This window comes from Petrotoga halophila DSM 16923 (assembly GCF_002924615.1).
The window spans coordinates 1-4260 of the sequence record NZ_JALY01000084.1 but is presented as its reverse complement, the minus strand read 5'-3'; the positions used below and the strand labels follow the sequence as shown (position 1 = coordinate 4260).

Genomic DNA, 4260 nt, shown 5'->3' with positions numbered 1-4260 from the left:
GAGAGTAGGTATCGCCCCCTCACTTTTTTTAAAAGTAATATATTTTGATTTATTTGTATCTTCTCACCCCTAAAAAAATACCGCATCAGTCAGTTAGATGCGGTATTTTTATTTGTGCGCCCAGCATGCGCACTCCCACCCGATTTGTGTGCTTATTTCAATGAGTGTATATCAATTTTCCATCCGGTAATTTTTGCTGCCAATCTAGCGGTTTGACCGCCCTTTCCCACAGCTAAAGAAAGTTGATTCTCAGGGACGTAAACAAAAGCGGTTCTTTCGTCTTCGTTAAGAATTATATTTTTTACTTCAGCAGGGGCAAGAGCGTGCTTTATAAAAATTTTAGGATCTTCTGAATATTCTATAATATCTACTTTTTCATTTTTTAATTCTTTTAGTAACTCACTAATTCTTGAGCCTTTTTCACCGATACAAGCACCTACAGGATCAACTCCTGGCATGGAACTAACAACAGCAACTTTAGTCCGTATTCCGGGTTCCCTGACTATTTTTACAATTTTTATGATCCCTTCTTCTATCTCGGGTACGATAGATGATAGTAGTTCTGTAATGAGTTCAGGTACAGTTCTTGAAACCATAATTTTTGGGCCTTTTGATGTGTTTTGAATGTTTTTTATATAAACTTTTACAAGTTCTCCGCTTTTAAAAGTTTCTCCAGGAATTGTCTCTTTCATAGGGAGTTTAGTCTCTAATTTTCCTATTCTAATGTCAATATATTCATCACTGACTTTAATTATTTCAGCGGTTGAAATCCTATTTTTTAAAGCTACATATTTATCAAACAAGTTTTTCTTTTCTAGTTCCTTCAAATTTTGAAGTATAACTTGTTTTGCTGTTTGAGCGGCAACTCTTCTAAAGTCCTTTTTAAGATTGATCTTTTTTCTTACCATTTCACCTATTTCTATTTTTGGATTAATTTTTTTAGCTTCATCCAAAGAAATTTCTTCTTTAGGGTTTTCAACTTTTTCAACGACTTTCCATAATTGAAAAACATTCAATTTTGTTAAGTTTTTATCGATTTCAATTTCAACATTTTTTGCCCCATAATTTTTTTTGTATGCACTTTTAATAGATTTAGCTATAATATCGACCAACGAGTCCCTACTTATACCTTTATCTCTTTCCAAGGCGTCTAAAGCTTCTAATAGGTTTAAATTCAATGTTCTACACCTCCTATATCTTTCAAATTTTACAATTCAATTTCTAAATTTGCTTTATCTATTTCGTTTAAATCAATGTTGAATAATTTTCCAGAATCTTTTTCAGTAATTTTAATCTGATCTTCCAATATATCGTCAATATACCCAATTAATACAGGGTGTTTCTTTTCTTTACCTTTTAAAATAAATTTTGCTAATTTTCCTTTGAATCTTTCGTAATCTTTTTTGCCTCTCAATTTTCTATCGAGTCCAGGAGAACTAACTACTAACTCATAACTCTTGTCAAAGGGATCAATTTCGTCTAACCAAGGGTCAAAAACCTTGGAAAATCTTTCACAATCTCCTATGGACACGTATCCGTTTGCTTTATCGATAACAATCTCTAGAATTTTATTTTTATTACTACCTTTAATTAAGATATCAAAAATTTCAAGACCCAACTTAGAAGCAACGTTATCGGCTTTTTCCCATATTAACTGTTTAATTTCTTTGTTGGTTAACATGGCATTCACCCCTTTCATTTCAAAAAATATTTTTTATAAAAAAGCTCGAGGGCAAAAAGCCCTCGGCACTCATTTTGTTAATTAATTTTCTCTTAATTACCATTAATATTATATCATAAAAAAAATAAAAATCAAGACTATCTAAAAAATTCTATTTTTAATTTTTTATATAAATAAATTATAATATGAAAGAATTAAAACCTCTGCGGGGGAACGGGCAAAATCTTCTACTCTTCCTTATGGATGGGAGCGGGGCTAAGGGGCGCTATATATCGAGTTTTCAAAATTTCTAAAGACAACAAATTTTAGAATTTAAGGAGGATTTAGAAAATGGCTGATATGGTAGATTACAAAATCTATGGTGATGACATGCAACTAGTGGAAATTGAGCTTGACCCAGGAGAAGGGATTAGGGCTGAAGTTGGTGCTATGATGTATATGGAAGAAGGAATAGTGATGCAAACCAACACAGGTGGAGGTCTTTTCAGAGGCTTGAAAAGAATGATGACTGGAGAAAGTTTTTTTATAACAAACTTTGTACAAAATGGGGAAGGCAAAGGGCATGTTGCTTTTGGAGCTCCTTATCCAGGTAAGATTGTACCGATCGATTTAATAGAATTCAATGGGACTTTTATATGCCAAAAGGATAGTTTTTTATGTGCAGCAAATGGGATAGAAATAGAAGTAGAGTTTACTAAAAGGATAGGCACAGGTTTATTTGGTGGAGAAGGCTTCATTCTTCAAAGATTAGAAGGACATGGCATGGCTTTTATTCATGCTGGAGGGGCTTTAATCGAAAGGCAATTACAACCCGGTGAAATTTTAAAAGTAGATACCGGTTGTGTGGTAGGTTTTTCTAAAACTGTGAATTATGATGTTCAGTTTATAGGTGGTTTTAGAAATTCACTTTTTGGTGGAGAAGGCTTGTTCATAGCAAAACTCAATGGTCCAGGGACAATCTATCTACAAAGTCTTCCGTTTTCAAGACTCGCAGACAGAATAAACGCAGCAGCAAAGTATCAAAACAAGGGAGAAAATAGAAATATGGGCAGAGGTTTCATTGGTGGATTGTTCAACGATGATCAAAGATTTTGAATTATGGAAATACCAATAATAAAATAAAAATCATCATATATCCTTCTATACCCTTCGCCTTTTTAAAACAACAATCTACGATTGGTTGATGAACAGAAGGAAAGTCACGTATTCCCCTTATTCTACACTAAGAATTTGATATAATCATTTTTAAAAACTCTTCTTCTGAAGTGGCAATAAGGGGCTTTTCCTGTTTTTTCATAATAATTTTGGTGATAATCCTCTGCTTTGTAAAATTCTGAAGCGTTAGTTATCTTGGTTACAATTTTTAAACCTCTATTGATTAATTCGTCTTTTACTTTTTCTGCGATTGCTTTTTGTTCTTCATTTATGTAAAATATTTCGCTTCTATATTGCTCTCCAATGTCTGGCCCCTGACCATTTTCTTGGCTAAAGTCATGAATTTCAAAAAAATATCTGACTAATGATTCGTAGCTTACTATGTCTGGGTCGTAGACAATTAAAACAGATTCTGCATGACCTGTTTTCCCACTACAAACCTGTTCATAAGTTGGATTTTCAACAAAACCACCTGTGTAACCACTGACTACGTCGATGACACCTGCGACTTTTTTAAACATGTATTCTACTCCCCAAAAACAACCCGCTGCAAAGATTGCTGTATCTGTTGGTATTTTGCTCATTTTAATCACCTCTTATTTTCTATGCTCCACATATATATGTTATCGCTAAAAGAGCCTCAAAAATCACACGATAATTGTCGCTACTTATTTTCACCTTTCTTCCATCTATTCTTTCTGTTAATGGCATAGATTCCACCATATCAGCTTTTGAAGTGTCAGAAAATTCAACAATCATCTCGATGGGTGAGTTGAATGTGTAGACATCAAAATATTCTTTGTTTTTATCTATCATTTCATTAGTTGTGCTTTTAATTTCTTCAAGTAATTGTTTCATAGGTTTAAACTCTGCAGAATATCTACCTAAGGATCTTTTGGTTTCTACATAGTATAAATGTTTAAAATATGGATTCAATTGGTTTTTGAGTTTATCATCCCCAACAACCATTGCCAATGGAACGCCAAAACTACCTCCGTATGCGGCATTAATTAAAGTTTCATTCATTTCTACTTTATTGATCCAAATATTATGAATAGAGGAACTTGAATAAGTATGATCCATAGTAGAGTATTTCTCTCCAACTCCAGCATGGTAACCAAAAAAGATCATCCTATCGAAAGATTCATCTATACCGGTCATCATATAATATTTTCTTATCCCACCGCTGATTAATTTTACGTTTGGGAATTCTTCTGTGATCTCCCACGGAATGTTGTTCCCTTCCGCATGGGAATCTGACAAAGTGATCTCATGTTCTTTTAACTCTTCTAGCAAAGCTTTTAATTGCCTAACAGCATATGTTTGTTTGTAATCTTTATTATTTTTTGTGACATCGTTCCATTGGGCGACACCCCCAAGCCCTTCAAAATCAAATGAAATGTATATTTTTATAATAATCATCT

General features: G+C 33.3%; 5 protein-coding genes. 1 reads left to right on the top strand and 4 read right to left on the bottom strand.

Features of this window, described 5'->3' with window-relative positions; all coding sequences use genetic code 11:
* Positions 1 to 152: 152 nt before the first annotated feature.
* Both nusA and rimP read right to left on the bottom strand, forming a co-directional pair.
* On the bottom strand, positions 153 to 1178 hold the full coding sequence (nusA, locus tag AA81_RS03700; protein ID WP_103078630.1) for a transcription termination factor NusA: 1026 nt from the start codon (positions 1176 to 1178) through the stop codon (positions 153 to 155).
* A 29-nt stretch (positions 1179 to 1207) separates the two neighbouring features.
* The gene (gene rimP / locus AA81_RS03695; RefSeq protein WP_169999599.1) at positions 1208 to 1681 is read right to left on the bottom strand and encodes a ribosome maturation factor RimP; all 474 of its coding nucleotides are present in this window, start codon (positions 1679 to 1681) and stop codon (positions 1208 to 1210) included.
* 330 nt (positions 1682 to 2011) lie between these two features.
* Between rimP and AA81_RS03690 the strand changes: the two genes are divergently transcribed.
* Complete coding sequence (locus AA81_RS03690) at positions 2012 to 2776, top strand: TIGR00266 family protein (RefSeq protein ID WP_103898241.1); 765 nt, start codon at positions 2012 to 2014, stop codon at positions 2774 to 2776.
* Between the two features lie 122 nt (positions 2777 to 2898).
* Here AA81_RS03690 and msrA read toward each other — a convergent pair whose 3' ends face one another.
* Together msrA and AA81_RS03680 are read right to left on the bottom strand one after the other, a co-directional pair.
* Positions 2899 to 3420 (bottom strand): peptide-methionine (S)-S-oxide reductase MsrA, encoded by a 522-nt coding sequence (msrA, locus tag AA81_RS03685; RefSeq protein WP_103898240.1) that lies wholly within the window; start codon positions 3418 to 3420, stop codon positions 2899 to 2901.
* Positions 3421 to 3439: 19 nt separating this feature from the next.
* Positions 3440 to 4260, bottom strand: an 821-nt coding sequence (locus tag AA81_RS03680; protein WP_211292649.1) for a M55 family metallopeptidase, incomplete at its 5' end; no start/stop codon positions are given.

Coding starts and splice junctions, on each gene's coding strand:
- rimP (WP_169999599.1), bottom strand. CDS start 1,681: ATGTTAACCAACAAAGAAATTAAACAGTTAATATGGGAAAAAGCCGAT.
- AA81_RS03690 (WP_103898241.1), top strand. CDS start 2,012: ATGGCTGATATGGTAGATTACAAAATCTATGGTGATGACATGCAACTA.
- msrA (WP_103898240.1), bottom strand. CDS start 3,420: ATGAGCAAAATACCAACAGATACAGCAATCTTTGCAGCGGGTTGTTTT.